Source organism: Streptomyces sp. URMC 126, from assembly GCF_051386555.1.
Lineage (GTDB): Bacteria > Actinomycetota > Actinomycetes > Streptomycetales > Streptomycetaceae > Streptomyces.
On record NZ_JBPQTX010001028.1, the window covers coordinates 1 to 259 of the forward strand.

Below are 259 nucleotides of genomic sequence, written 5' to 3' on the forward strand. Positions count from 1 at the left end.
GTCGTAGCCCCAGCCGCTCTCGCCGGGGAACGCCGCCACCGGCATCAACTCGATGACGTCGACGCCCAGCTCGACCAGGTGCGGCAGCCGTTCGATCGCCCCGTCGAACGTGCCCGGTGCGGTGAAGGTGCCGATGTGCAGCTCGTAGACCGCCGCCCCCTGCAGCGGACGGCCGGCCCAGTCGCCGTCGGTCCAGGTGAAGGTGCCGGTGTCGACCAGCGCGCTGGGGGCGTGGACGCCGTCCGGCTGCCACCGGCCC

Annotated in this window: 1 pseudogene; it reads right to left on the reverse strand. The window is 73.7% G+C overall.

Features of this window, described 5'->3' with window-relative positions:
* Positions 1–259, reverse strand: a pseudogene (locus ACSNOK_RS34960) (malto-oligosyltrehalose trehalohydrolase); the annotation flags it as partial.